Origin of the sequence: Burkholderia sp. L27(2015) (assembly GCF_009765705.1) — a bacterium.
GTDB lineage: Bacteria > Pseudomonadota > Gammaproteobacteria > Burkholderiales > Burkholderiaceae > LMUX01.
Window position 1 is genome coordinate 54,549 of the sequence record NZ_LMUX01000017.1, and the last position, 25,402, is coordinate 79,950.

The window sequence follows — 25,402 nt, forward strand, 5'->3', positions numbered from 1 at the left end:
AAGGTGGATCCTTGGGACAATCGAGTTACGGTTTAGCCACACTGGGTTTCGCCACAATCACGCGGCGCTCGTCGCGTGCAATCACCTGCATCGGCAGATGCTGCGCAGCAAACATGTCATACGTGGCCGGCGTCATCAACGCCAGCGCCGTGCGATCCTGCTGCCAACGGGTGCTCCACGCCGCCAGCGTCGGCACCCATTTGGCCGGCTCCTGCTGGACGCCGAAAGCCAGTTCGTCGGGGTTTTCGACGATGATCATCGTGTGCCGGAGGTAAAATGGCATCGTGTGATCGAGCACCCCCACCGCGTAAAACGGTGTGTCGGTTGGCAGTTTGGCCATTTCTGCCCGCACTGCGGGCACCATCGCGATACCCGAACTCGCTTTGCCGAAGACTTCGTGCCCGTTACCGGCTATCGTCGCCATCAGGAACCAGGTGCCTGCGTAGACCAGCAGCGCACGCAGCGTAGCATGGGGCGTTGCGCGGCGATTGAGCCACGCAGCCAACGCCAAGCCCAGCAGGGTCACCGCCAGTGCACTGTATAAGTACGCACCGTAGGCGGCATATAAGGCGTGCGGCGTGCGCTCGTCGCCCGGATGCATGACATAGATTCCAACCGTGGTCGCCGCCAGCAACACGGCGCACAGCACCGCATAACCGAGCAGATGCCGGTTCAACTGCACACGCGTGACCATCGGCAGGTAGACCCCCAGCAGCAGCGCGATAGCCGGTGCGACCGGCAGGATGTAAGAAATCAGCTTCGATTCCGAAATACTGAAAAAGAAGAAAATAAAGGCCGTCCAGACCAGCAGCATGATTGCGGGCGAGAACCGGTTTGCCTGCCGTGGCAGCCGTATGCCATGCCGCACGCTCTGCCAGCACACCGACAACCAAGGCAAAAAGCCGACCAGCAGCACGGGCACAAAGTACAACAGCGGACCGGTGCGATGGTGGCTAGGCGTCAGAAAACGCCGGAAATGCTCATTAATAAAGAAAAAATCGAAAAATTCCGGATTGCGGGAGTCGACCAGAACGAACCAAGGTGTCGCGATCAAGAAAAACAGCAGCAGGCCGCTCACCAGATAGAGGCGCTTCCATAGCCCCCAATCACGCGCGATCAGCGAATACAGGATCAGCACCGCGCCAGGCAACACGATGCCGATCAGCCCCTTGGACAACACCGCCAAGGCCATCGAGGCCCAGCACAGCCACATCCAGCCGCGCACTTGGCGCTTGGGCAAATTAGGGCGTTGTGCCAGCAGTAGCGCACACAGGGTCACGGCCATCGCGCACGAGAGCCCCGTATCCAACGTGTTGAAGTGACCGAGCAAATTCCAGTAAGGCGAAGCTGCCAGCGCAACCGCGGCGAACAGGCCCGCGCGCGGCGTGAATACGCGCGCGCCGGTGTAACCGACTGCCAGGACGCCGATAAAGCCCGTGAGCGCCGTGTAAAGGCGGGCCTGCCAGTCGCCGATGCCGAACCAAGCGAAGCTGAGCGCGGTCAGCCAGGTCTGTAGTGGCGGTTTTTCGAAATATTTGTAGCCGTTATAACGCGGGGTGATCCAATCGCCCGTGCTCAGCATTTCCCGGGCCATTTCTGCGTAACGACCTTCATCGGTGGGAACCAGGTGGCGCAGATCCAGTTGCCCGAACCAGATCAGCGCGAACGCCAGCGTCAGCCAAATCAGTGCGGCGCGCGACAGCAAGGGTTTATTGCTTGTTTCATACATCGATTGGAAGCCTAAATGGGAAGCTAAAGGGAAGCCTAAACATGAGCGACTGCAGGCGCCGCGGCATGCAGCTGATGCCGCTTCAACTGATCCAGCGTGGTAGTGCGTTAGCGCACGATAGCGCAAAGTAGCTTAATCCAGCCTTAGGGCGGTATCCGCGAGGGCTTAATGCAACGTAGAGTGGCCTGGCGTGGGCTTGCCAGTGCCTCAATTGCGTATACCTTAATTGCCTGTATCTCAGGCCGCTTCAATCAAAAGGACCGCGGCGACTTTGCGGCCTTCGGCCATCAAGACGTTGTAGGTACGACAGGCCGCTTGCATATCCATCGTATCGACGCCGATACGACGCTCGGCCAGCGCGCTGGTCATTTTCGGATGCGGGAAACGCAGGCGCTTACCGCTGCCGAATACCACCAGTTCAGGTTCGAATTCGAGCAGCATGTTGAAATGCTCGGCGCCCAGCGCTGCAAATGACGCGACGGGCCATTGCATAACGGCGCCCTCCGGCATGAGCAGCACGCTGTGGGCGTAGCGCACTTGGTTGATCTCGATGTAGTCGTCGCCATAGGCGGTGACCGTATTGAGCGGGGGTAGCGAATCCGGGTGTAATTTCAAAGCGGTATTCCGGGTGCGAGTGCGGCGACCAATGGCCGCTTGAAGTACTCAGGTGGGGCTAGGATGTACATCGGGACGCACATCGGGCGGCGAAGTATCGTTGCCTAACCATGCGATAATCCGCTAAATTATAACTTTTTGTCGAGCCTTTGCGGGCGTCGAGCACGCAGCGTCGCGCGGCGTCAGGCTGGCTCTTGCGCCGTCAGCGTACGGCGTGTCCTGTGCCCGGTGCGCTCTGCACGGGCCGTCGCGTGACTAGTCCTGTGGTTGCTGGCCCGTCGTTCCCGTGCTTGGCTTGGCGCTCGGGGCCGCGCGCTCTTTGCCATCTTTCCAATCCTACTGCCTGCTACCGCCGTGAAACCTATTCAAAAATCGAACAAGCTGCTCAATGTGTGCTACGACATCCGAGGGCCCGTGCTGGAGGAGGCCAAGCGGCTGGAAGAGGAAGGCCATCGGATCATCAAACTCAATATCGGTAACCTGGCACCGTTCGGCTTCGACGCGCCTGACGAAATCGTCCAGGACATGATTCTTAACCTGCCGGCGTCGGCAGGCTATTCCGATTCGAAAGGGGTGTTCGCCGCGCGCAAGGCGATCATGCATTACACGCAGCAAAAACGTATCGCCGGCGTCGAACTGGACGACATCTACCTTGGCAATGGCGCCTCCGAGCTGATCGTGATGGCCATGCAGGGGCTGCTCAACGATGGCGACGAAGTGCTGGTGCCGGCGCCCGACTATCCGCTGTGGACCGCCGCCGTATCGCTCTCGGGCGGCACGCCTGTGCATTACATCTGTGACGAGGGCAGCGGCTGGTTGCCCGATCTTGACGATATTCGCGCCAAGATTACGCCCAATACGCGCGCCATCGTCGTGATCAATCCGAACAACCCGACCGGTGCGCTTTATCCGGACGACCTGCTCAAGGGCATTGTCGAGATCGCGCGCCAGCATGAGCTGATCGTTTGCGCCGACGAAATCTACGACAAGATCATCTATGACGGCCTCACGCATACGTCGATCGCCTCTCTAAGCGATGACGTGCTGACCGTGACCTTCAACGGTCTGTCCAAGAGCTATCGTTCGTGCGGTTTTCGGGCCGGCTGGATGGTTGTCTCAGGCGACAAGCGGCATGCCACGGACTATATCGAGGGGCTCAATATCCTCGCCTCGATGCGGCTGTGTCCCAACGTGCCCGGGCAATATGCGATCCAGACCGCGTTGGGCGGCTACCAGAGCATCAACGATCTGATCTTGCCGGGCGGACGCCTGTACCGCCAGCGCGAGGTTGCGTACGACTTGTTGACGTCGATTCCGGGCGTAACGTGTGTGAAGCCCAAGGCTGCGCTTTACCTGTTCCCCAAGCTCGACCCCAAGATGTATCCGATCCAGAACGATCAGCAGTTCATTCTGGACTTGCTGCTGCAGGAGCGCGTGTTGATCGTGCAGGGCACGGGCTTTAACTGGACGTCGCCGGACCATTTCCGCGTGGTGTTTCTACCCAACGTGGACGACCTGCACGATGCCGTGGGGCGGATCGCGCGCTTTCTCGATTCCTATCGCAAGCTTCACGCGGCCTGAGCGTACGCTTGATTTCGTAGCTAAATTTCGAAACTAAGTTTCGTAACTAAAACCCGCTTTAAAACACTCGCTTCAATAACTGACAATTACGCATGGAATCAATCAAAGTAGGGCTGCTGGGCCTGGGTACGGTCGGCAGCGGAACCTTCGCGGTGTTACGGCGCAACCAGGAAGAAATTCGGCGGCGAGCCGGGCGCGGGATCGAAATTACCCGCATAGCGGTGCGTAATGTGGCGCGCGCTCAGGCCATCGTTGGCGACGCGGCTCAGGTCGGCGCAGATCCGTTTGCGCTGGTCGACGATCCCGAACTCGACATCATTGTCGAAACGATAGGCGGGACCGATCTGGCTCGTGAGCTGGTGCTGCGCGCGCTGGCCAATGGCAAGCACGTGGTCACCGCCAACAAGGCCCTGCTGGCGGTGCATGGCACCGAAATATTCGAGGCCGCGCAGGCAGGCGGCGTCATGGTTGCCTTCGAAGCGGCGGTAGCCGGCGGCATTCCTATCATCAAGGCGCTGCGCGAGGGGCTCACAGCCAATCGGATCGAGTGGATCGCCGGCATTATCAACGGCACGACCAATTTTATCTTGTCCGAAATGCGCGATCGCGGCACCGATTTCGCCACGGCGCTCGCCGACGCGCAGCGCCTGGGGTATGCCGAAGCGGATCCTACTTTCGATATCGAAGGGGTCGATGCGGCGCACAAGGCCACGATCATGAGCGCGATCGCGTTCGGCGTGCCGATGCAATTCGAGCATGCCTATATCGAGGGGATCAGCAAACTCGACGCGATCGATATCCGCTATGCCGAGGAACTCGGCTATCGCATCAAATTACTGGGCATCGCCCGGCGCGCCGAGCACGGCATCGAACTGCGCGTCCATCCCACCTTGATTCCCTCCAAGCGGCTGTTGGCCAATGTCGAAGGCGCGATGAATGCGGTGCTGGTGCAGGGCGATGCCGTGGGCGCTACGCTCTACTATGGCAAGGGCGCCGGTGCCGAGCCGACCGCTTCGGCCGTGGTGGCCGATCTGGTCGACGTGACGCGCCTGCATACCGCAGACCCGGAGCATCGCGTGCCGCATTTGGCGTTCCAGCCAGATAGTCTGGCCAATACGCCGATTCTGCCGATCTCCGAAGTGCGCAGTGGCTACTATCTACGCCTGCGCGTGGCCGATGTCACGGGCGTGTTGGCGGACATTACCAAGATTCTCGCCGATGGCGGCATCTCGATCGATGCGTTGCTGCAGAAAGAGTCGAATGGGACGAATGCCCAAGGCGAAGGCGAAACGGACATTATCCTGATCTCCCATGTGACCGTGGAAAAAGGCATCGATGCGGCGATTGCGCGCATCGAGGCGCTGGCAACGGTGCGCTCCAAGGTAATCAAATTGCGCATGGAAACCTTGACCTGAACGGCGGCGCGGGCGCGTATTCTTGACTGCCCGCGCTGGTCGCGGTGCGCGCAGGCCTCGTGCTTGCGCTTTGTCCCGCGCTTCGGCCTGCATCACGTCCCGCGTTTCATCTTGTGTTACGCCTCGTGTTACCTTAATGACTGCCCCCCCAGGGCTGAACTCCCGGCTCAACCCCGGCGCCCGAGTGGCGTTACCCATGCAAACTGCAATGAACTATATTTCGACCCGTGGCACCGACCCCAACGCGGCGCCGCAAAACTTTTCGGACATTCTGCTGGGTGGCCTCGCCAAGGATGGCGGCCTGTTTTTACCCAGCGCTTATCCTCAGGTCGACGCTGCCGAATTGACGCGTTGGCGCACGTTGTCCTATGCAGATCTGGCCTTCGAGATACTGGCCAAATTTGCCGACGACATTCCACGCGACGCGTTGCGCGCGCTCACGCATAAGACTTACACGGCCGCCACGTATTGCAACGGCCGCGATCCAGGCCGGGCTGCCGACATCACGCCGCTCAAGGTGCTGGGCATCGAGCAGGGTGCACCGCTCGCATTGCTCGAGCTGTCCAACGGGCCGACGCTGGCGTTCAAAGACATGGCGATGCAGTTGCTCGGCAATCTGTTCGAATATGCGTTGAGCCGCCGTGGCGCTCATCTGAATATTTTGGGCGCGACTTCGGGCGACACTGGCAGTGCGGCTGAATATGCGATGCGCGGCAAGCAGGGCCTGCGCGTTTTCATGTTGTCGCCGCACGGCAAGATGAGCGCATTTCAGGCCGCGCAGATGTACGGGCTGCAGGATCCGAATATTTTCAACCTGGCGGTGACCGGCGTTTTCGACGACTGCCAGGATATCGTCAAGGCCGTATCGAACGACCATGGCTTCAAGGCGCGTCAACAGATCGGCACGGTCAATTCGATCAACTGGGCGCGCGTGGTGGCGCAAGTCGTCTATTACTTCAAAGGCTATTTTGCGGCGACCCCGCAACAGCCGCCGGCGCCCGGCGCGGCACTGCCCAAAGTATCGTTCGCGGTGCCGTCGGGCAATTTCGGCAACGTTTGCGCAGGGCATATTGCCCGCATGATGGGGTTGCCGATCGAAAAATTGGTCGTCGCCACGAATGAAAACGATGTGCTCGACGAATTCTTCCGCACGGGTGCGTACCGGGTGCGCAAGTCATCGGAAACGTTCCATACCACCAGCCCGAGCATGGATATCTCGAAGGCGTCCAATTTCGAACGATTCGTCTTCGATTTGCTGGGCCGCGATCCGCGGCGCCTGGTCGACCTGTTTCACGAGGTCGAGCATAGCGGTGGTTTCGATCTATCGGGCAGCGAGGCTTTTGCACGGGTAAAGGCGTTTGGTTTTGTCTCGGGCCGTAGCACCCATACCGACCGTATCAACGCGATTCGCGACGTGTTCGAACGCTATGGCACGATGGTCGACACGCATACCGCTGACGGCCTCAAAGTGGCGCGCGAGCATCTCGAAACTGGGGTCCCGATGGTCGTTCTCGAAACGGCGCAGCCGGCCAAATTTGGCGAGACGATACGCGAAGCGTTGGGACGCGAGGCTGACCGGCCGGCCGGGTTTGACGATATCGAATCACGGCCGCAACACTTCGAGGTGGTGTCGAATGACGTTGCGCAGGTCAAGGCATTCATTGCGGCGCATACTGGTCTGTAAAGCGCGCGGGGGCTGCCGCGCGGCTATAGCTGCCGGGCAGCGCAATTGTTGCGCAAACTTAAAGCACGAGCTCCTGGTATGAACACAACCACCCCTACTGCACCTGTTCCTATGCTGAGTACCGCGGCCGCACTCGAAATCCTGCTGGGTGCCGCACGCCCGCTCGATCGGATCGAAGAAGTCGACACGTTTGCCGCACGCGGGCGGGTGCTGGCCGCGGATATCACCTCACCGATCGACGTGCCGCGCATGGCGACAAGCGCAATGGACGGTTACGCGGTACGGCTGGCCGATTTGCAGGTAACGCGTCAATTACCCATCTCGCAGCGGATTCCCGCCGGACATCCCGCTCAACCGCTCGCCGAGGCTAGCGTGGCGCGCATTTTCACCGGTGCCACCGTGCCGCCGGGCGCCGACGCCGTGGTGATGCAGGAGCAGGCCGAAGTGGAGGGCGATAGGGTCAGGTTCGCGGCCATGCCAGCCCGAGGCGAGTGGATCACGGCACAAGGTGCCGACATCAAAACCGATTCGGTGATCCTTCCTGCCGGGCGCAGGCTCGACGCCCAATCGCTGGGGCTCGCGGCATCGGTTGGTCGGGCCAGCTTGCCGGTGGTAGGCCGCCCCAAAGTGGCCGTGTTCTTTACTGGCGACGAACTCACGATGCCGGGCGAGCCACTGCGGCCGGGCGCGATCTACAATTCGAGCCGCTACACCTTGCGTGCTTTGCTCGAAAACCTCGGTTGCGTGGTCAGCGACTTCGGCATTGTTCCCGATACCCTGGCGGCGACGCGCGATACGCTGCGCGCGGCGGCCGCCGAGCACGATTTGGTGCTGACTTCGGGCGGCGTATCGGTCGGCGAGGAAGATCACGTCAGGCCTGCGGTGCTCGCGCAAGGGCGGCTCAATCTTTGGCAAATCGCGATGAAACCCGGTAAGCCGCTGGCCTTTGGCGAACTAGACCGGGCCGACGCCGCACCCACATTTTTCATCGGGCTGCCGGGGAATCCGGTCTCTAGTTTCGTGACCTTTTTGATGTTTGTGCGGCCGTTTTTGCTGCGTTTGGCCGGCGTGCTCGACGTGACGCCACGCGTCTTGCAGTTGCGTGCCGACTTCAGTCAATCCAAGGCCGATCGGCGTAACGAATTCCTGAGGGCGCGCCTTAATGCCGATGGCGGCTTGTCGCTGTTTCCGAACCAGTCGTCGTCGGTGCTCACCTCGACCGTTTGGGCTGACGGTCTGATCGACAACCCACCGGGGCATGCGATCCAGGCGGGCGAGATGGTCCGTTTCATCCCGTTTTCCGAGCTGTTGAATTAAGCCATGAAGATCCAACTTAAATTTTTTGCGAGCGTGCGCGAAGCGCTGGGCGTCGCTGACGAAGTGGCCGACGTGCCGGCCGCCGTGGTAACCGTGGGCGATGTCCGCACTTGGTTGCAGGCGCGCGGTGGCGCATGGGCGGAGACGCTCGCCGCGGGGCGCACCTTGCGTATGGCGTGCAATCACGAGATGACGGCGCCCGAAACACGTCTCACCGAAGGCTGCGAGGTCGCGTTTTTCCCGCCGGTCACTGGCGGTTGAGATAGGTTATTGAAACGAGCTATGCCGGGAAAGGAACCCTCATGACAGTCAAGGTACAGCTCGAAGATTTCGATCTTTCCACTGAAGTTGCGGTGCTACGCCGTGCCAACCCGAAGGTCGGCGCGGTGGCCTGTTTTATCGGCGCGGTACGCGATTTGAACGACGGCGAGAACGTCAGCGCGATGGTGCTCGAGCATTACCCGGGCATGACTGAGAAAGCACTCGAAGCCATCATCGAGCGGGCACGCGAGCGTTGGCCGATCGCGGATGCAGTGGTCATTCACCGTTACGGACCGCTCGCGCCCACCGACCAGATTGTGCTGGTGGCTGTCGCGACCGCGCACCGTGGCGATGCCTTTGCGGCCTGCGAATTCATCATGGATTACCTCAAAACGGTGGCCCCGTTCTGGAAAAAAGAAACACTCGAGAACGGCGAGCGCTGGGTCGACGCGCGCGTGCACGATCATGCCGCGCTGGACAAATGGGCTGAGCCCGGGCCGCCGAAGGCCGATTAAACGTGCTGAGCGCTAATCGAGCGCAATGGGCGTTGCGGCTGAGCCATCCACGTGCCGCGCCTCGGCTTCGCGCGTTTTGCGTGGATTGATCCTTTCCAGCAATTCGAGTTGCACCGCCGGTACTTTGAAGTCCCAACCAAAGCGGCTTAACTGCAGGCTGTGCGCAATGCGCAGCGCCGGTTCCATGAAGCCGATTGCCGCCGCGGGCTGATAGTGCGATTCAACCGTGTCAACGAACAGCTTCAGCCAACGATTGAAATGAGCGGGGGTCAGATCAGGCAAGGCCTGATGCACGGCTTTAAGATTGCCTTGATAGCCCTTTTCGCGCAGTACCAGCCCGGACCAGAAGTCGATCATCTTCGGCAGATGCTGCTCCCAATGTCCGTCGAGGCGACTGGTGAAAATCGGCCCGAGCAGGTCATCGGCACGCACCTTGAGATAAAAGGCATCGACCAAGGCGGCGATATTTTCGCGGTCGGCCTGCGCGTGGGGTGCCACGGATTGAACACCGGGATCTTGATCTGGATTAAGCATGGGCCTCATTTTACGCGAGCCACGCCGCTTGAAAAATATAACCCTGTCCTCATCTAGACTGTTATGAGTACATCGACAGTCCAACTTGGCGGAGGCTTTTATGCGTATTGATAAATTTACGACCAAATTGCAGGAAGCGCTTGCAGACGCTCAAAGTTTGGCCGTTGGCCGCGATAATCAGTATATCGATCCGATTCATTTGCTGCTGGCGCTGCTAGCGCAGCACGACGGTTCGTCGCGTTCGCTGCTGCAGCGCGCGGCCGTGCAGGTGCCGGCCTTGCAAAAGGCGTTGAGCGAAGCGGCCGACCGCTTGCCCAAGGTCAGTGGGCACGACGGCAACGTCCAACTCAGCCGCGAACTGACGGGCTTGCTCAATCAAGCCGATAAAGAGGCTCAGAAGCAGGGCGATAGCTTTATCGCCAGCGAAATGTTTCTGCTGGCGGTGGCCGAAGACAAAAACGAAATCGGCAAATTGGCTCGCCAGCACGGCCTGACGCGCAAAGCGTTGGAGGCCGCGATCGAAGCGGTGCGGGGCGGCCAGAATGTCATGAGCGAAGACAGCGAAAGCCAGCGCGAATCGCTGAAGAAATATACCGTCGATCTGACCGAACGCGCGCGCGCGGGCAAGCTCGATCCGGTGATCGGACGCGACGACGAAATCCGTCGTTCGATCCAGATCCTGCAGCGTCGCACCAAGAATAATCCGGTGCTGATCGGCGAACCCGGCGTGGGCAAGACCGCGATTGTGGAAGGCTTGGCGCAGCGCATCGTCAACGGCGAAGTGCCGGAAACCCTGAAGAACAAACGTGTGCTTTCGCTCGACATGGCGGCCTTGCTGGCCGGCGCGAAATATCGCGGCGAATTCGAGGAACGCTTGAAATCGGTGTTGAACGATGTCGCCAAGGATGAAGGGCAAACCATTGTCTTCATCGACGAGCTTCACACTATGGTGGGCGCTGGCAAGGCCGAGGGCGCAATGGATGCCGGTAACATGCTCAAACCGGCGCTCTCGCGCGGCGAGCTGCATTGCATCGGCGCGACGACGCTGGACGAATATCGCAAATACATCGAGAAGGATGCCGCGCTTGAGCGGCGTTTTCAGAAGGTGCTGGTCGGCGAACCCTCGGTCGAAGCGACGATCGCCATTTTACGCGGTTTGAAGGAGCGATACGAACTACACCACGGTGTCGAGATTACCGATCCCGCGATTGTTGCTGCGGCGGAACTCAGTAATCGATATATCACCGATCGTTTTTTGCCGGACAAGGCAATCGATTTGATCGACGAAGCGGCGTCGAAAGTCAAAATGGAGATCGATTCGAAGCCTGAGGAAATGGACCGTCTCGACCGTCGCCTGATTCAACTGAAAATCGAGCGTGAAGCCGTCAAGAAAGAAAAAGACGAGGCCTCGCAACGGCGCTTGCAACTGATCGAAGATGAGATCGATCGGCTGGGTCGCGAATATGCCGATCTCGAGGAAATCTGGACAGCCGAGAAAGCGGCCGTGCAGGGTAGCGCTCATCTGAAAGAGGAAATCGAACAGGTGCGCGCCGAGATGACGCGTCTGCAGCGCGAGGGTAAGCTCGACAAAGTGGCCGAGCTGCAATATGGGCAACTGCCGCGACTCGAAGCCCGGCTTAAAGATGTCACTCAGGCCGAAGTCACGGGGGAAGCCGGCGGCGTCGCGGCGGATCGTCCGCGCTTGTTGCGCACACAGGTCGGGGCTGAAGAGATTGCCGAAGTGGTATCGCGTTCGACCGGGATTCCGGTGTCGCGCATGATGCAGGGCGAGCGCGACAAGCTGATGCATATCGAAGCCAAGTTGCACGAGCGCGTAGTCGGGCAGGAAGAGGCGCTGGTGGCGGTGGCCGACGCGATTCGGCGTTCGCGCGCGGGTTTGTCCGATCCCAACCGTCCGTACGGCTCTTTCTTGTTCCTGGGCCCGACTGGGGTGGGCAAGACCGAGCTGTGCAAGGCGCTGGCCGGCTTCCTGTTCGACTCGGAAGATCACCTGATCCGTATCGACATGAGTGAATTCATGGAGAAACATAGCGTCGCGCGTTTGATCGGCGCGCCGCCCGGTTATGTCGGTTACGAGGAGGGCGGGTATTTGACCGAGGCGGTGCGCCGCAAGCCGTATAGTGTCATTTTGCTCGACGAGATCGAAAAGGCCCATCCCGACGTGTTCAACGTCTTGCTGCAAGTGCTCGACGACGGACGGATGACCGACGGCCAGGGGCGCACGGTCGATTTCAAGAACACGGTGATCGTGATGACTTCCAATCTGGGCTCGCAGACGATCCAGGCGATGGTGGGCGAACCGCATGAGGCAATCAGCGATGCGGTCTGGACCGAGGTGAAGTTGCATTTCCGGCCCGAATTTTTGAACCGGATCGACGAGGTCGTGGTATTCCACGGGCTGGATCGCAGCAATATCGAGGCGATCGCGCAGATTCAGTTGCGCCGTCTTACCGAGCGGCTGTCCAAGCTCGAGATGCAGCTCGAGGTCTCGCCGGCGGCACTCGCCCAGATTGCGCTGGAAGGCTACGATCCTCTGTTTGGCGCTCGGCCGTTGAAGCGCGCGATCCAGCAGGAGATCGAAAACCCGGTCGCAAAGTTGATTCTGTCGGGCAAGTTCGGGCCGAAGGATGTGATTCCTGTCGATTACACCGACGATCATTTCGTGTTCGATCGCGTCGTGCACTAAAGTCGATTTACGCCACGATGGTTGGCGGTATAGGCGCCTCGGACCTCGCTCTATGCGGGGTCTTTTTTTGCGTGGCGCGGGGAGTGGGTTATAGGACGAGGCGCGGGAAGAGGCATGGGACCAGACATACGACCAGGCATAGGACGGCCTGAGCAATGAGGTGCATGAGGCTGAGCGCGGTCGATATTGCGGTCGTCCGGTTGCCAAGTCGCCACCGGGCAGGTTACTGTTAGTCATGCCACGCGTAATTCGGACGTTTTTATGTTCAACCCCGCGATCGATGCCTCGGATTTCAACTTACGTGCTGCGCGTCGCGACGAGTTTGGCTTTGGCGAAGCGCTGACCCGTACCAATATGCTGGGCTACTATCGCCGCCATGGGCTGACTTGGCGCAGCGATCTGTTTCTGGCGAGTTGGAACGAGTCGGAAAACTATATTCTTGAGTGGGCAGAAATTGCGATCGGCGTGCTGCGTCTGGATGTCGAGGGTGACGCCTTGCATGTGCGCGATATCCACATCATTTCCACGCATCGTAACCTGGGCGCGGGGTCTTTCATGCTCAAGCGCGCGCACCAATTTGCCGAGATCCGAGGTCTGAAGAAGCTGCGCTTGCGCGTCTTCGTCGATAATCCGGCGGCAGCGCTTTATCGACGGCACGGATATCGAGTGGTAGGCCAGGAGCGTCACTTCGGCCCGATACTCAGAATGGAATGCGAGGTGATATGAAACCTCGCATAGGCCGAAATAACGAGGTACCTGGCCTTATTGCCATTTGGTCACGTTGACTTTAACCTCACGACCTTAATCCCTCCGACTTTAATCACGCCGAGCTTGACCTGATTTGCCGGCGCTCCTGTTCAGATTACAAACATGATTACCGTTTTCGTGTATGGCACGCTACGCCGCGGCGAGGCCAACGATATCGTTTCGGCGGCAACGCGCCACGGCATCGCGACGCCCGAATTGCTGGGCCGCGCGACCGTGAAGGGCATTCTGTACGACTTCGGTAATTACCCCGGACTGATCCCCGATCCCAGCGGTGTGGACGTGCTAGGCGACGTCTACCGGATCGACCCTGCGCTCGTGCCCGTGCTCGATGAAATCGAAGAGGTGTATCCAGGGCAGCAAGGTTTGTTTCTCCACCAGCAGATTCGCGTCGAGCCGCTCGGCGATGGGCTGCCGAGGCCCTGCGATTGCCTGTTTTACCCGATCACGCCAGCGGCTGCCGCTCAGCAGCTCGTTATCGAGGGCGGCGACTGGGTGGTGCATCGCCAAAACCGCGAAGCGTCATCGGTTCGAGTGCCGCTGGACTAGGGCGCTCGCTCGCACATTCCGCTTCCTTCCCCCGATTTTGCTCCCGTGAAACAGGGTAATAGCCGAGTGGCAAGCGAAAATGCTCCGCCTAAAATAAGGCAAGTCCCAACGTGCCGACGCGATTAGCGCCGCGTTGCCATGCCGGTCGGCGTCGCATAGGTATGTCGGGCGCGTCCACATTGAAGGAGTCGCGTTATGTTCAAGCATATTTTGATTCCAACCGATGGCTCAGACTTGTCGCATAAAGCGATCGCGGGTGGAATTGAGTTGGCCAGATCGCTGGGTGCGCGCGTCACGGCGTACGCTTGTCTGCCTCAGTATCCTTATTCGCCGTTCTCGGATTTCGCGACCGAACCGCCCAAAGAGTATATGCAGCGCTGCGAACGCGAAGCACAGGATCATTTGACCGAGGTGGAGCAAGCTGCCGCGCGCGACGGCGTGCAGTGCAGCACCTGCCGCAGCGTGCATCCATCACCTTACCTGGGCATCATCGAGGCGGCGCAAAACCATGCTTGCGACGTCATCTTGATGTCTTCGCATGGCCGTCGCGGGTTGGGCAGCCTACTGATAGGCAGCGAAACACAGCGCGTTTTGACTCACACCGATATTCCCGTCATCGTCTACCGATAGGTTTCATCGCGGAATAAAAAAACCGCCCACGGGGTGGTGGGCGGTCGATCGCACCAGGGTGGCCCGGATTAGGCCACCTGCATTAAGCCCTCTGTATTAAAGGCCTCTGTAGTAAGCCACCTCTCAAGCCACCTTCATGGTCACTTTCTTTTCGAAGAACTGTTCGTCCTCAGTCGAGCCGTGCAGGGCGGTCGTCGAGGCTTCACGCTCCACTGTCTGGGTTACGGCGTCGAAATAGCCGGTACCCACTTCGCGCTGATGTTTCACCGCGGTGAAACCACGCTCTGCGGCATCGAATTCGGCCTGTTGCAACTCAACGAAGGCGCTCATCTGGTTACGTGCGTAACCGTAGGCCAGATTGAACATCGAGTAATTCAAGCTATGGAAGCCGGCCAGCGTAATGAACTGGAACTTGTAACCCATAGCACCGAGTTCTTTCTGGAACTTGGCAATCGTTGCGTCGTCGAGATTTTTTTTCCAGTTGAACGACGGCGAGCAGTTATACGCGAGCATTTTGTCCGGAAATTGCTTGTGGATGCCGTCGGCAAATTTTTTCGCGAATTCGAGATCCGGCTTGCCTGTCTCGCACCAGATCAAATCGGCGAACGGTGAGTAGGCGAGGCCGCGAGACAGCGCTTGCTCCAGACCCGGGCGGGTGCGATAAAACCCCTCGACAGTGCGCTCCCCGGTCAGGAAGGGCTTGTCATTGTCGTCGACATCGGAGGTGATCAGATCGGCCGCTTCCGCGTCGGTGCGAGCCAATACGATCGTCGGCGTACCGGAAACGTCGGCGGCGAGGCGCGCGGCCGTCAGTTTGGCGACTTGCTCGCGTGTCGGCACCAGCACCTTGCCGCCCATATGACCGCATTTTTTTACCGAAGCCAATTGATCTTCGAAATGCACGCCGGCAGCACCTGCTTCAATCATCGATTTCATCAGCTCGAACGCATTCAGCACCCCGCCGAAACCCGCTTCAGCGTCTGCAACGATAGGAGCGAAGTAGTCGATATAACCCTCGTCACCGGGGTTTTTTCCTTCGGACCATTGGATCTGGTCGGCACGCGTCAAAGTGTTGTTGATTTTCTTGACGACGGTAGGCACCGAATTCGCCGGATAAAGCGACTGGTCCGGATACATTTCGCCCGCGTTATTGGCATCGCCCGCAACTTGCCAGCCCGACAGGTAAATGGCTTTCAAGCCAGCCTTGACCTGCTGCATGGCTTGGTTGCCGGTGAGCGCGCCCAATGAATTGACGAAAGGCTCGTTATTGAGCTGCTCCCAAAGCCGCTGGGCGCCACGATAAGCCAAGGTATGCTCGACATGGAAGGAGCCGCGCAGACGAATCACGTCCTCGGCGGTGTAAGTGCGCTTGACACCTTTCCAGCGCGGGTCTTCGTTCCATTGTTGTTGCAATTGAGCGGCTTCTTGTTGGCGGGTCATGGCAATCTCCTAGGGACTAAAAAAACAAGGGTAAAAAGATCGGTCGATAAGGCGGTCGTTCGTCGGAGTGGGGTAATGTCCCTAACATCGCGAACTCTTATATAAGAGTCTAGGGAAAGAAAAGGCATCGAGACAGGCTGAAATTTAGTTTTTTATTAAAAAATAATCTTTTATAAACAATTGGTTAAATTTAAATTTTGCAATGCGGAAAGCCTTCTCTTGATCCGCAACACCTTTCGTTGTGCCATGCAGCAGGATTTTTTATGCCATGCAATATTTTTTCGCATTATGAAATTTATCTCTATGTGAAAAATCAACCCTTTGGCGTCATGCGCATAAAAAAAGCCCTCGCTTAGGGCGAGGGCCAAAGAGACGCTACTACGAGAGGTACAACTACAAGATACGCACTACAAGAAACGCATTACCGCAGCAGGCAATCGTGCGCACTCAAGCGGCGCACAATCGGTTGGAGCTCAGAACTTATGACGTATGCCAACTCGCGCCACGGCTTGGTGATTGTTCGCAGAGGGGCTCAACCCAGCGATTGCGGCGACTGCCTTGCCACCGGTGGAGTCGTTGCCGAGTGCGGACTGATAAACGCCCTGAACATAGACGTCCGTGCGTTTGGACATCGAATAATCCGCGCCAAGCGCGAACTGGTTATATTTTGCGCTACCGGTGCCGGCACCACCCGAGGTGTGAGCGCCGTCGCCCTTGGTGTAGTTATAGGCGACGCCCGCCACCAACGATGGGCTCAACTGATAGCTGAAATTGGCTTCGATGCTGTTGAATTTGGCCGAGCCGGTGTACGCAGCGGGATTGGGACCGGAGGCGGTCTCCCCCAAGTTACCGAAACGCGTATTCGAATAGGTCAGACCGACGGTGGCCGGACCGAATGCGTAAGAGGCGCCCGCGCCGATAACTTGATACGAACTGGCCGACGCATAGCCTGAATACACGGGCGACGACAGGTTCGATCCACCGGTTGCATTGCCATTCGGGTTGTCGCCGAAGAAGCTTTGGTTCGGATTCTTCGAGTTCAGGTAGGCCAGCGCCAAGTTCAGCGGGCCTTGCGAATAACCCATGCCGAACGAATACACTTGATTTTGCGAGAAGCTGCCCGCTTTGCCACCCAGGCTATACAGGCCCTCGAACGTCAAGCCGCCGTAGTTGACGCTCGTATACTTGATCGCATTATTGACACGAACCGAATTGTTGAAGTTATCAAGATCGCCGGGGTGTGCCGCGTAACCGCCTTCCCACTGGTCGCCTGCGTTCAGTGGGCCAACAAAATCAACCACGGCGTCGTATTGCCGGCCAAGTGTGAGTGAGCCGTATTGAGCGCTGCTCAGACCGACATAAGCTTGACGGCCGAATTCTGCGCCGCCCTGGCCGAATGCGCCGGTATTCAGGTCAAATCCATTCTCCAAGGTGAAAACCGCCTGCAGGCCGCCACCCAAATCTTCTGCACCCTTCAAGCCCCAACGGCTACCCTGCATGACGCCCGATACGAGAGCATATTGCCGACCGCCCTGACCCGGTGCTGTTTGCACGTTGCTAACGGCGTTCAAGCCTTCGTCAACAATGCCGTAGAGCGTGACGGAGCTTTGTGCCTGAGCAACACTGGTGAAGGTCCCCAAAGCGGCTAGGGCAAGAAATGTCTTTTTCATATTGCAATCCATTTAGTTGTGCTATCAAATAAAACAACTTCGTCGACGCCGACTTCGTTGCTTTACGTGCCGTGCGCCACTATCGGCTGAAACGCACTCTAGCAATACTTCTGAACCGCAAACGCGCCCTCCGTCACAATAGGACCCACCCTATGCCGTGATTTCTTAAAAGTCAGTTCGACACGATCATTTTCGCAAGCGGTAGAGAAAAAAAACGCCGACGGTGAGGTCGGCGTTAGCGTACTGCGGTTGCGCCGAAGCGCAACGATGCAATGCGTATTAGTCAGTACGACGGCTCGGGCCACGGCCCGCATCGGCTGAACGGCGTGCTGCATACCCGTCGCGCGATGCGCCCGAACCCGGCTTGCCCCAGCTACCGCGAGTACCGCCGGCCGGCTTGTTAGCGCCATAACCTTTGCCGCCGCCTGCACCCGAACGTGGGCGCCCGGTGCTCGGACGTGCCGAACCCGGAGCCGGCGTGCGACGCGGTTCGAACCCAACTACCACGTTGACAGGCAACGGCTGGTGCGTGAAGCGCTCGATCCGTTTGACGGCCTGCATTTCAGCATGATGGACCAGGCTCACCGCCGAACCCGACCGACCGGCGCGGCCGGTACGACCGATGCGGTGAACGTAATCTTCAGCAAACTTCGGCAGGTCATAGTTGAATACGTGTGTGATGCCGGGGATATCGATGCCGCGCGCCGCGACATCGGTCGCCACCAGAATGCGCACCTTGCGCTCGCGCAGGTCGCGAATCGTACGGTTGCGCGCGCCCTGGGGCAGGTCGCCGTGCAGTGCGGCCGAGGCAAATCCGGCGTCGCTCAGACGGCCAGCGAGCTGGTCAGCATCGCTTTTGGTCGCCGTAAAGACGATCGCTTGATCCAGGCCCTGATCGGCCAGCAAATGCGTCAGCAACCGGTCCTTATGAGCGCGGTCGTCAACCCAGTGCATCGATTGGGCGATGTTGGCACGTTGTTCCGGGCGCTGCATGATTTCAATGCGCTCGGGATTGCGCAACAGGCGCTGGGTCAGCGAGCTGATCTTGCCGTCGATCGTGGCCGAGAACAACAAGGTCTGGCGGCTTTGCGGCGTTGCCGCTACGATGGTTTCGATGTCGTCGATAAAACCCATGTCCAGCATGCGGTCGGCTTCGTCAAGCACCAGCATCGACAACTGCGACAGGTCGATCTTGCCGCGTTCGAGGTGGTCCAGCAAACGGCCCGGGGTGGCTACCAGGATTTCCGGGTTCTTCGCCAACAGCGTCAATTGTTGACGATACGGGACACCGCCGAGAATGCTGACAGTGCGCAGACGGCGCAAGTGCTTGCCGTAGGTTTCCGAAGCAGTCGTTACCTGCAGTGCCAGTTCGCGGGTCGGCGTGAGCACCAGCAGCGCGGGGCGCGCAACCTGGAACGACGACGGACGGCGGCCATTGCCACTGTCGCGCGGCGCGCGGCTTTCGCCACCGGCCGCATTCTGCTTTTGCAACTGTGCGAAGCGTTCGATGGCCGGCAGCATGAAGGCTGCGGTCTTACCCGAACCGGTCGGGCTCGAAACCAACAGGTCGCGGCCTGCCAACGCTGCCGGGATGGCGCGTACTTGCACGGGCGTCGGGGTGGTGTAGCCGGTGGCGACCAGCGCGGAGACGATATCGCTCGAAAGGCCAAGCTCAGCGAACGTGGGGCCGCTCGGCGCTACCGCAGGTTCACCTGCGAGTGCGCTTGATAGCGATTGGACTGCGGGGGCGTCAGCCAGCTCGCCGGGAAGAATTTTTTGTGCCAATGCTGCAAGCGGATTGCTCGAATTCATGAAGCGTCCTTGGATAGGAGAAATAAGGCGTCGGCGCCAATCGGCATACCCAAGTCATCGGATTCGGCAAAACAAATCGAAAAACGGGGCGCAACCCGCACTGCAAAGCAAGCGGATCTTCGTTAGATACTGTATCGGATGCAAGCAGGCCGGGTGAGGGCGCTGTCGCCAGCCTTAACGAAGTCGTTGTCGTGCACAGTGCGCGAGCAGGGCTGGAGCAGAAGGGGACAGTTTCTAAACTGGATTGGAGCAAAACGCAATCGTGCTGCCGGGAAATGCTCCCCAACAGCCGACGGAGTATAGCGTGCTTTGCTGCGCTGCGGCAAGTCTAATCTGGCTCAGGAGAGTCGCGATCCTCGGATTCGTCCTGTTCCGTGGTGTAACGGTGCAAAGAGCGGGCAGTTGGGCCGGCGGGTCGTTTAAAACGGTGCGTTCCGATATCGACCGATTGCCGCGGCGCATTACAATAGCGCAATGAATCCTTCGTCCAACCCCGTGACTATCCCTTCCACGCGAGTGCGCAGTGAGCGCACCATTATCCTCGCACTCGATACCTCGACCGAGTATTGTTCGGTTGCCTTGTTGGTGGCCCCGGCCGAGGCAGACCCGTTCCAGTCCCCGCTCAAGCCGCACGACGGCGCGAGCGGCGCTGGAGAGTGTGTCGTCTATTCCCGTCACGAACATACCGGCGCCGTGTCCAGTGCGCGCTTGTTGCCGTTGATCCAGAGCGTGATTGGCGAAGCGGCGGTTTCCCTGGGGGACTGCAGCGCGATCGCATTCGGCGCAGGGCCGGGCTCGTTCACGGGGCTGCGCACCGCTACCGGCGTGGCGCAGGGCCTGGCCTTTGGACTGGGTCTGCAGGTGGTGCCGGTTGGCACCCTGATGGCCTGTGCCGAAGCGGCGCGTGTTGCCGACACGCGGGCAAACTGTGTGGTGAGCGCGCTTGATGCGCGCATGGATCAAGCGTACTGGGGGCTGTTCGATTGGCAGGGTGCGGCGCATGAGTCGGCCCCGATGGGTTGGCTGTGCGCGCCAGCCGCTGCACTCGACGCCCCGCAAGCGTTGCTGGCGCCGCCGCGTCCGTATACGCTGGCCGGTAACGCAGCGGCGGCATTTGGCGAACGGCTGTCGGTATGGGCGGGCGCGGCTCAGGTAGCCGCGAACGCGTTGCCCAATGCCGTGGCGATCGCCGCGCTGGGCTGGCGCGGCTGGAGCCGTGGCATGGCGATCGATGCGGCACTGGCCGCGCCGCTCTATGTGCGCGACAACGTCGCGCAAACCACGCACGAGCGCGAAGCTGCGCGCGCGAGTAAAGATGCCGAAAAAGCAGCCACCGAAGCGGCGGCGCACGCGGTCCAAGCCGTCTCGCACGGAGTGACACGCGCATGAACGCGTCGTCCGACTCGATGCCGGATTCCGGCATGCCTGCGCAGCATGGGCATGCCGGGCTCACCGTGCATCTGAGCACGATGAGCATGGCCGACCTCGACGAAGTTGCCGAGATCGAGCAGCGTGCTTATACGTATCCCTGGACTCGCGGCAATTTCGAAGATTCGCTGGGCAGCGGCTATACAGGACTGTGCATTCGTGACGACGGCGGCCATCTGCTGGGATACAGCGTTTTGATGCCGGTCGTGGACGAAGCGCATCTGCTAAATTTCTGTGTGGCACCGACCTGGCAACGCCAAGGCCTGGGCGCACGCTTGCTGAACTGGTCGATAGAAACGGCGCGCGGCAGCGGCTTCAGTGCCTTGCTGCTCGAAGTGCGTCCCAGCAACGAAAATGCGCTGCGGTTGTATGAACGGTTTGGCTTCGAGCTGATCGGCCGCCGTAAAAATTATTACCCAGCACCGCAGCGTGGCCGCGAAGACGCATTGGTTATGCGGCTCAAGTGGCCGTCCCATTTTCCATCGGAGACATCGCATGGCGCGATCTGACCGTATTCTCGACGAGCTTGGGCTTGGGCCTGTCTGGGTCAGCCGCGTTGCCGGCACACCCGCCAATGTCCTGGGCGACTTGTCAGTGGCGAGGGCCGCTCCAGTGCCGAGAGACTCGGCGCCCGTCAAACCCAGCTCCGCGATCATGACCGCTAGCGTACCCGCCGATGCGCCCCATCGCGCGCCCGCGGTTGAAGCTATCGCGCCCGATGCCTTGGCGACGAATATGCCGGCGGGGGGGCGCGTCGCGCCTATCGAGGCACCGGGCCACACACCGATAGTGTTGCCACCGGTGGAGCAACTCGACTGGCCGGCGCTTGCCGAGCGCGTGTCGCAGTGCACCTCGTGCAAGCTATGCGAGAAGCGGACGCAAACGGTCTTCGGTGTGGGCGACCCCAATGCCGACTGGATGTTGATAGGCGAAGCGCCAGGCGAAACCGAAGACAAGCAGGGCGAACCCTTTGTCGGCCAAGCGGGCAAACTGCTCGACAATATGCTGCGCTCGTTGGGAATGCAGCGGGGACAAGACGTGTATATCGCCAACGTCATCAAATGTCGTCCGCCCAACAACCGTAACCCCGAGCCCGAAGAAGTCGCACGCTGCGAGCCCTACCTGCAGCGCCAGGTGGCGCTGGTGCAGCCGAAGCTGATCGTGGCCATGGGGCGATTTGCTGCGCAGAGCCTGCTCAAAACCACTGCCAGTATTGCGTCGCTGCGCGGGCGTCTGCACGAATACCAGAACGTCCCCGTCATCGTCACCTACCATCCCGCGTATTTGCTGCGCAGCCTGCCCGACAAGGCCAAAGCCTGGAGCGACCTGTGCATGGCAAAGGCCACTTACGAGAAACTACGCGGTTGAGCATGAGCCGCCTTTACGATGAACTGCTCGCTACGCTGACCGACCCAGCGGTGCGGGATCTGGCGTGGCTGTTGACCTCGCCCGGCTTGTTGCGCGCGCAGCAGTCTTCGATCAGACAGGCGCAATGGGATACGCAGCAGATGGTCGAGATCCGGCAATGGTTATGTGAGCTCGACCGGGAACCCGCCGCGCTGCATGCCGAATTGCTGCGTTTGCCACAAAAGCGGCTCGGCCATTATGCCGAACAATTGCTCGCTTATTTTCTGGTCCACGGCAAGGTCGGTCGCTTGATCGCAGCCAACCTCGCCGTGCGGCACGGCAATCGGACGTTGGGCGAATGTGACTTTCTGCTCAGCGACCCCGATGGCGCTCTCGTGCACTGGGAACTGGCAGTCAAATGCTATCTCTACGCCGGAGCACGTTTGGCGGATGAATCTGTCGATGAACCGGGCAATGCTGCACCCTACGCGCCCTACGCGGAGTTGGCCCAGTATGTCGGACCCGATTTGACAGATCGCTTCGATCGCAAGCTCAGCCACATGGTGGATCACCAGTTGCCGCTATCCGCGCGCCCTGAATTTGCCGCACAGATCGATGCCGGTCCATGGCGACCCGAGCTGTTTTTAAAAGGGTGGTTGTTCTACCCGTTGGCGCAACCGGCCAGTGAGCCGCACCGATGGGTCGAACCCCGGCATCTGCGCGGCTGGTGGGTGACGCCTCAAGCGTGGCGCGAGCAGCGCTCGGTGCTCGCTGCACAAGGCTGGCTGGTGCTGTCCCGGCGTTCGTGGCTGGCGCCGCGGCAGGCCAATACGGACGCCCCGATACTGGACGACGCGGCGCTGGATGCTTTTCTTGCCGCGCAATTTGCGCCGATGCCAGTGCAGATAGACGATGTGGATGACGATGAAAACGACGCCACGGTCTTGCGCAACTTGACCAGTCCGGTGCTGATAGCGGCAATGGTCAGAAACGGCGATGGTTGGCAGGAGCGCTCACGCGGTTTCGTGGTCGAGCCGCAGTGGGTAGCGCGGGCGGTCAGTTTTGCAGCGAGCGAACCCGGCAGTCAGCCACGCGGGTAGACGACGCGATGCGAGGTGACGCGAGGTCACTAATAGGCAGCACAAGCAATACCCCTGAGCGCCAGATACTGTTCGCGCTACCACCAGCGATGAAAGTGATGGACCGGTCCGATGCCGTGGCCTACCGAAAGCCGTGTGCTTTGAACCAAGGCCTGCGTCAGATAAATCTTCGCGTCGCTCACCGCCTGCGCAAGCAGGCTGCGTTGAGGCGCCAATGCAGCGATCGCGGCCGACAGGGTGCAACCGGTGCCATGCGTATTAACTACCTGCACGCGTGCCACGTTCAAACGTTGCGAGCCATCGGCCTGGACTAGCCAGTCGGGGCTTTGCGTGCCGCTCAAATGACCGCCTTTCATCAGGACCGCACGAGCGCCCAATGCCCGTAGCGCTTCTCCTTGACGCAACATGCCGTCCTCGTCATCGGCCTGCGGCATATCCAGTAGTGCTGCGGCTTCCGGCAGATTCGGCGTTACCAGATCAGCCAGCGGCAACAGCTCATCGCGCAACGCGGCCACCGCATCGGGCGCCAATAGCGCGTGGCCGCTTTTGGCGATCATCACCGTGTCGAGGATCACCTGCTTGGGCTGATAGCGGCGCAGGCTTTCGGCGACCGCTCGAACCGTCTCGGCGTTGGCGAGCATGCCGATCTTGACGGCGTCGATCTGGATATCTTCGAACACGGCCGCGAGTTGTGCCGCGACGAATTCGGGCGGCGTGATATGTATCGCCTGCACGCCACGGGTGTTTTGCGCGGTCAGCGCGGTGATCACGCTGGCGCCGTAGACACCCAGCGCCGAGAACGTCTTGAGGTCGGCCTGGATGCCTGCGCCGCCGCCTGAATCGGAACCGGCGATGGTCAATACGTTTGCGATGCGATCAGCCATTTCAATGTTTTTGTTCGCCGATCAGCGCGATCGAATCGAATTCGCGCTGGTTGGCTTGATGGCGCCGCATCACCAGCCACATCATCAGGCAAACAAAGGTGCCGAACAGCACGATCACGAATTCGACGCGAACGTTGAGCCAGATCAGCACGGCGTAGAGACACAACATCACCAGCACCGAAAGATTCTCATTGAAATTCTGTACCGCGATCGAATGCCCGGCTGAAAGCAGCACATGGCCGCGATGTTGCAGCAACGCGTTCATCGGCACGACAAAATAACCAGACAGCGCGCCGACGAACATCAAGAACAAATAAGCGACGATCAAATACGCGGGCAGGTACATGTGGCCCATGTGCACACCGAAACCGTGGGGAAACAGCGAGCGAGTATAGAACGCCATCGCCATGACGCTCACGCCCATTAGGATGCCCACCGGGAGCACGGACAGCGAGCGCTTCAAGGGCACGCGCGCCGCGGCTATCATCGCGCCCGCGGCCACCCCGACCGCCACGACGGCTTGCAGTATCGCGCCTTGTGACAGATTCATGCCGAGCGAATATTCGGCCCATTTCAGGACAATGAATTGCAGCGTCGCTCCGGCGCCCCAGAATAAGGTCGTCACCGCCAGCGATATCTGTCCCAGCTTGTCGTTCCACAGCGCGGTAAAACAATCGGCGAAATCGGTGATCAGGCGGATGGGGTCGTGTTGCTGCTGCGGATAGCGAGCGCCCGTGTCGGGAATACCGAGATTGAAAAGCGCTGCGATCACATACACCACCATGATGATCACCATCGCCGCCTGGGCGGCAGTGTGAACGAAAGGCAGTGAATAGTGCAATGTGTAGTGGGCGATATTGGGCGCGATGAGCGCTCCGCCCATGACCGTGCCCAGGATGATGGAGCCCACCGTCGTGCCCTCGATCCAGCCATTGGCGGCCACCAGCCGTTCAGGCGGTAGCAGCTCGGTCAGAATGCCGTACTTCGCGGGCGAATAGGCGGCGGCGCCAAACCCCACGATGCCATAAGCGAGCAGTGGATGCGCGCCGATCAGCATCGTCATGCAGCCCAGCACCTTGATGGTATTGGTCATGAACATCACGCGGCCTTTCGGGCGCGAATCGGCGAAGGCGCCCACGAAGGCAGCCAACACCACGTATGACAATACGAAGAAAAGCTTGAGCAGCGGAGTCATCCACTGCGGCGCGTGCAAATCCTTGAGCAAGGCGATGGCAGCAATCAGCAAGGCATTGTCGGCGAGCGACGAGAAAAACTGCGCCGCCATAATCGTGTAAAAACCTTTTTTCATCTGTTGCTATGCTTTCCTCGCGTGGGGTTCGGACGCCCATGGTTGAACGAGCTGCCCCTCTTGCTGAAATGGGTTGTGCGCTCGGCTTTATAACATGAAAATACCTGCTG

Annotated in this window: 22 protein-coding genes; 14 read left to right on the forward strand and 8 right to left on the reverse strand. The window is 59.7% G+C overall.

The annotated features are described in order from the left end of the window. Positions 1–25 precede the first annotated feature (25 nt). The gene (locus GSQ77_RS13820; RefSeq protein WP_158903152.1) at positions 26–1,729 is read right to left on the reverse strand and encodes a glycosyltransferase family 39 protein; all 1,704 of its coding nucleotides are present in this window, start codon (positions 1,727–1,729) and stop codon (positions 26–28) included. A gap of 237 nt (positions 1,730–1,966) precedes the next feature. After that, a complete protein-coding gene (locus GSQ77_RS13825) occupies positions 1,967–2,344 on the reverse strand; it encodes an Mth938-like domain-containing protein (RefSeq protein WP_158903154.1) in 378 nt (125 codons plus the stop codon). Between the two features lie 354 nt (positions 2,345–2,698). Here GSQ77_RS13825 and GSQ77_RS13830 point away from each other — a divergent pair, with 354 nt between their 5' ends. From GSQ77_RS13830 to moaE, 6 genes are all read left to right on the forward strand, one after another. Further along, entirely contained in the window at positions 2,699–3,925 is a 1,227-nt protein-coding gene (locus GSQ77_RS13830; RefSeq protein WP_174246439.1) for a pyridoxal phosphate-dependent aminotransferase, read from the forward strand. Between the two features lie 92 nt (positions 3,926–4,017). Beyond that, the gene (locus GSQ77_RS13835; protein WP_158903156.1) at positions 4,018–5,340 is read left to right on the forward strand and encodes a homoserine dehydrogenase; all 1,323 of its coding nucleotides are present in this window, start codon (positions 4,018–4,020) and stop codon (positions 5,338–5,340) included. A gap of 208 nt (positions 5,341–5,548) precedes the next feature. Next, positions 5,549–7,024, forward strand: a complete 1,476-nt coding sequence (gene thrC / locus GSQ77_RS13840; RefSeq protein WP_158903158.1) for a threonine synthase — start codon at positions 5,549–5,551, stop codon at positions 7,022–7,024. Positions 7,025–7,135: 111 nt separating this feature from the next. Beyond that, a complete protein-coding gene (gene glp, locus GSQ77_RS13845) occupies positions 7,136–8,341 on the forward strand; it encodes a gephyrin-like molybdotransferase Glp (RefSeq protein ID WP_367889675.1) in 1,206 nt (401 codons plus the stop codon). A gap of 3 nt (positions 8,342–8,344) precedes the next feature. Further along, positions 8,345–8,602 carry a molybdopterin converting factor subunit 1 gene (gene moaD / locus GSQ77_RS13850; RefSeq protein ID WP_158903162.1) on the forward strand — a complete coding sequence of 86 codons (258 nt, stop codon included), beginning with the start codon at positions 8,345–8,347 and terminating at the stop codon, positions 8,600–8,602. Positions 8,603–8,643: 41 nt separating this feature from the next. Beyond that, on the forward strand, positions 8,644–9,117 hold the full coding sequence (moaE, locus tag GSQ77_RS13855; RefSeq protein ID WP_158903164.1) for a molybdopterin synthase catalytic subunit MoaE: 474 nt from the start codon (positions 8,644–8,646) through the stop codon (positions 9,115–9,117). Positions 9,118–9,129: 12 nt separating this feature from the next. Here the strand turns inward: moaE and GSQ77_RS13860 are convergent, their stop codons facing one another. Next, positions 9,130–9,651 (reverse strand): group III truncated hemoglobin, encoded by a 522-nt coding sequence (locus tag GSQ77_RS13860; RefSeq protein ID WP_158903166.1) that lies wholly within the window; start codon positions 9,649–9,651, stop codon positions 9,130–9,132. Between the two features lie 100 nt (positions 9,652–9,751). Here GSQ77_RS13860 and clpB point away from each other — a divergent pair, with 100 nt between their 5' ends. From clpB to GSQ77_RS13880, 4 genes are all read left to right on the forward strand, one after another. Further along, positions 9,752–12,358, forward strand: coding sequence for an ATP-dependent chaperone ClpB (clpB, locus tag GSQ77_RS13865; protein ID WP_158903168.1), 2,607 nt, complete (start codon positions 9,752–9,754; stop codon positions 12,356–12,358). A gap of 261 nt (positions 12,359–12,619) precedes the next feature. Next, positions 12,620–13,084 carry an N-acetyltransferase gene (locus GSQ77_RS13870; protein ID WP_158903170.1) on the forward strand — a complete coding sequence of 155 codons (465 nt, stop codon included), beginning with the start codon at positions 12,620–12,622 and terminating at the stop codon, positions 13,082–13,084. A 144-nt stretch (positions 13,085–13,228) separates the two neighbouring features. Further along, entirely contained in the window at positions 13,229–13,672 is a 444-nt protein-coding gene (locus GSQ77_RS13875; RefSeq protein ID WP_158903172.1) for a gamma-glutamylcyclotransferase, read from the forward strand. A gap of 195 nt (positions 13,673–13,867) precedes the next feature. Then, positions 13,868–14,302 (forward strand): universal stress protein, encoded by a 435-nt coding sequence (locus GSQ77_RS13880; protein ID WP_158903174.1) that lies wholly within the window; start codon positions 13,868–13,870, stop codon positions 14,300–14,302. Positions 14,303–14,425: 123 nt separating this feature from the next. Here GSQ77_RS13880 and aceA read toward each other — a convergent pair whose 3' ends face one another. The 3 genes from aceA to GSQ77_RS13895 form a co-directional block, all read right to left on the reverse strand. Next, positions 14,426–15,742, reverse strand: a complete 1,317-nt coding sequence (gene aceA / locus GSQ77_RS13885) for an isocitrate lyase (protein ID WP_158903176.1) — start codon at positions 15,740–15,742, stop codon at positions 14,426–14,428. Between the two features lie 473 nt (positions 15,743–16,215). Continuing rightward, on the reverse strand, positions 16,216–17,412 hold the full coding sequence (locus tag GSQ77_RS13890; protein WP_158903178.1) for a porin: 1,197 nt from the start codon (positions 17,410–17,412) through the stop codon (positions 16,216–16,218). A 279-nt stretch (positions 17,413–17,691) separates the two neighbouring features. Beyond that, positions 17,692–19,224 carry a DEAD/DEAH box helicase gene (locus GSQ77_RS13895; RefSeq protein ID WP_158903180.1) on the reverse strand — a complete coding sequence of 511 codons (1,533 nt, stop codon included), beginning with the start codon at positions 19,222–19,224 and terminating at the stop codon, positions 17,692–17,694. A gap of 474 nt (positions 19,225–19,698) precedes the next feature. Here GSQ77_RS13895 and tsaB point away from each other — a divergent pair, with 474 nt between their 5' ends. The 4 genes from tsaB to GSQ77_RS13915 are packed head-to-tail and all read left to right on the forward strand — an operon-like array spanning position 19,699 to position 23,099. Beyond that, entirely contained in the window at positions 19,699–20,613 is a 915-nt protein-coding gene (gene tsaB, locus GSQ77_RS13900) for a tRNA (adenosine(37)-N6)-threonylcarbamoyltransferase complex dimerization subunit type 1 TsaB (protein WP_158903182.1), read from the forward strand. Between the two features lie 32 nt (positions 20,614–20,645). Further along, entirely contained in the window at positions 20,646–21,161 is a 516-nt protein-coding gene (gene rimI / locus GSQ77_RS13905; protein WP_158903904.1) for a ribosomal protein S18-alanine N-acetyltransferase, read from the forward strand. Further along, positions 21,148–22,020, forward strand: coding sequence for a uracil-DNA glycosylase family protein (locus GSQ77_RS13910; RefSeq protein WP_158903184.1), 873 nt, complete (start codon positions 21,148–21,150; stop codon positions 22,018–22,020). Before rimI ends, GSQ77_RS13910 begins: the two co-directional genes overlap by 14 nt. Before the next feature lie 2 nt (positions 22,021–22,022). After that, a complete protein-coding gene (locus GSQ77_RS13915; protein ID WP_158903186.1) occupies positions 22,023–23,099 on the forward strand; it encodes a DUF1853 family protein in 1,077 nt (358 codons plus the stop codon). A 77-nt stretch (positions 23,100–23,176) separates the two neighbouring features. Here the strand turns inward: GSQ77_RS13915 and thiD are convergent, their stop codons facing one another. Next, positions 23,177–23,983: a bifunctional hydroxymethylpyrimidine kinase/phosphomethylpyrimidine kinase gene (gene thiD / locus GSQ77_RS13920; RefSeq protein ID WP_158903188.1), complete on the reverse strand. Its 807-nt coding sequence runs from the start codon at positions 23,981–23,983 to the stop codon at positions 23,177–23,179. Position 23,984: 1 nt separating this feature from the next. After that, entirely contained in the window at positions 23,985–25,292 is a 1,308-nt protein-coding gene (gene lplT / locus GSQ77_RS13925) for a lysophospholipid transporter LplT (RefSeq protein ID WP_158903190.1), read from the reverse strand. Between the last annotated feature and the right edge of the window lie 110 nt (positions 25,293–25,402).